The organism is Bacillus sp. JJ1521, assembly GCF_036965165.1.
GTDB lineage: Bacteria > Bacillota > Bacilli > Bacillales > Bacillaceae_L > Ferdinandcohnia.
In genome coordinates, this window is the sequence record NZ_JBALOX010000302.1 from 1 (window position 1) to 2,282 (window position 2,282).

3 protein-coding genes are annotated in these 2,282 nt (G+C 30.4%); all 3 read left to right on the forward strand.

The annotated features are described in order from the left end of the window. Window positions 1-244: 244 nt before the first annotated feature. The 3 genes from V7147_RS25090 to V7147_RS25100 all read left to right on the forward strand — a co-directional run bounded on the left by V7147_RS25090 (window position 245) and on the right by V7147_RS25100 (window position 2,163). On the forward strand, window positions 245-892 hold the full coding sequence (locus tag V7147_RS25090) for a hypothetical protein (protein WP_335370516.1): 648 nt from the start codon (window positions 245-247) through the stop codon (window positions 890-892). A 110-nt stretch (window positions 893-1,002) separates the two neighbouring features. Then, the gene (locus V7147_RS25095; RefSeq protein ID WP_335370517.1) at window positions 1,003-1,740 is read left to right on the forward strand and encodes an endonuclease/exonuclease/phosphatase family protein; all 738 of its coding nucleotides are present in this window, start codon (window positions 1,003-1,005) and stop codon (window positions 1,738-1,740) included. A 21-nt stretch (window positions 1,741-1,761) separates the two neighbouring features. Then, window positions 1,762-2,163, forward strand: coding sequence for a hypothetical protein (locus tag V7147_RS25100; RefSeq protein ID WP_335370518.1), 402 nt, complete (start codon window positions 1,762-1,764; stop codon window positions 2,161-2,163). Window positions 2,164-2,282 lie beyond the last annotated feature (119 nt).

The window sequence follows — 2,282 nt, forward strand, 5'->3', positions numbered from 1 at the left end:
GTATAATCCTTCATGAAAATATATTAAATAAATATATTCTACATAAACCCGCCCTTACTATTTAAAGAAGAGGAGCGGGTTTTATTAATGAATAATTCATATAATCAACATTATGTTATCTAATATGTACTTATTAGAAAAAGAATCGTGTAACCATATTGCACGATTCTTTTTTTGGAGGATTATTACATCTTTTGTCGAAGACTAGCTTTAAATAGAAAAAAACTATTTAAGGAGAATGAAAATGCTTGCAAAATTAATTAATAAAATAAAAGCAAAAAATGAAGCAATAACAAATAATTTTACTCATGATTCCAAAACTATCATAACGGTAAATCCAAAGGAGTTCGACGGACTGGATAATCAAACAATTTACGAATCATTTTCTATTTCGCTTCCTAATAATTTAAGAGGGAGGAGCATACATCTAAATGTTATACCCACTGTCTGTAATTTAAAAAATATGCTAGAAAAATTAGAATTAGTGAACGGTGATTTTAATCAATTAAAACAATGGGAAAAGAGAAGCTATAAAGCTTATCAGATTGATAGGATAAAACATCAGGTATTGGCGGCATCGCCAACAGAGAGAATTGAATTATTAAGAAATCATATATTATTAGGTAACCCCTTTGAATTTGGAGCAAGTTGTATTGATATTTACTTAGTTGCTTTTGTTGCTGAGACAATTGGTCCTGGGAAACAAACATTCATTGAATATATAAGAAAAAGTGGAATATCGGAAAAAGAGAATAGTGCACAAGCAATTTGGCAAGTGGGTAAGGGTGATGGAGTTTATTTAGGTTTACTAAGCAAGGACGGTTCTGTAAAAGACTGGGACTTTTTTGCTATGTGGACTAAAGATAACAGAGAAGTGCCTGAAAAGAGATAAAGTTGTGGTAAATATTTCGCCAATTATTAGGGAGGAACATCATTTGATTATGTAGAATTTAAGATCTTAGGGATCCGAGATTACATTATATNNAAAAGGAAGTTAGTTCTATGAAAATTCTAACCTGGAACGCAGCAATGAAATTTAGAGAAAAAATAGGAGAGGTTCTTCCTTTATCACCAGACATACTAGTTATCCCAGAATGTGAAGCACCAGAGAAATGGGAAAAAAGTAAGTTTAAGGATGAAGCAAAACAATTTTTATGGTTTGGTCATAATAGATCCAAAGGGATTGGAATACTTTCTTTAAACCCACTATATAAACTTGAATTAAATCCGATTTACAACCAAGAATTTAAATATATAGTTCCCATTATCGTCAATGGTGATAATGAAGAATTTAATCTTATTGCAGTATGGTCCCAATTTACAGAAAAGCGATACTACAGTTACATAGGGCAAATTTATCTGGCACTTAAATATTATTATGAAATCCTGAACAAACCTAGTTTAATTATTGGAGATTGGAATAGTAATGTTATTTTTGACAGTATTAAAAGAGTAGGGACACACTCTGATGTTCTCACATTACTTAAGAAATTTGATATACACAGCTTATATCATAGTTATTTTAATGAGGAACAAGGGAGTGAATCTTTAGCTACACATTATTTTCGTAAAGATCTAAATAATCCTTTTCATATCGATTATATTTTTGCTTCTAGATATTTTATAAACAGGCTAGAATTATTGCAAGTAGGGGAATCCATTGATTGGATTAAGTTTAGTGATCACATGCCATTAATGGCAACCTTTAAATCTAATATAGAAAATAAAGGCACCAAATAATGGAATGGGGATGGGGCTCATATGCATGTTGAAAAAATTATAGAATTAAAAGAAGTTATATACAAAACCGGAAACTCGAACTTAGCTCAACTTAAAAACGACAATTTTTCTATACTTTCTAAAAACCTCACAATATTTGGACCAAAAACTAATAAGTGGGGAAAGGTCTTCATAAAGAACTCAAGAATTGAGATTGTAATTGACTTACCTAGTTTTCATTTCAGTACAGAGGATATTGCTGAGGCGCTAAAAATAAATCTCGTTGAGAGAAATACTAAAAAAAGTGGTTTTCGAATAAATCAACAAAAAGATAGGGACCAACTTATCATTTATATATATCAAAGTGATTTCTCAAAAATCTCCTTAACAAATGAACATTTTACAAGTTTCATATCTTCAAATAGCAAATTGGTTTGTATATAGTTAGGTTCTCATAACTTTCCTTATGAGAACTAAATCAAAAAGCATGCACTCCATTCTAAAGTGCATGCTTTTTAAACAGAAGAGATATTGCTTTTTTGTCAAAAAGGGAAAATGAGAAA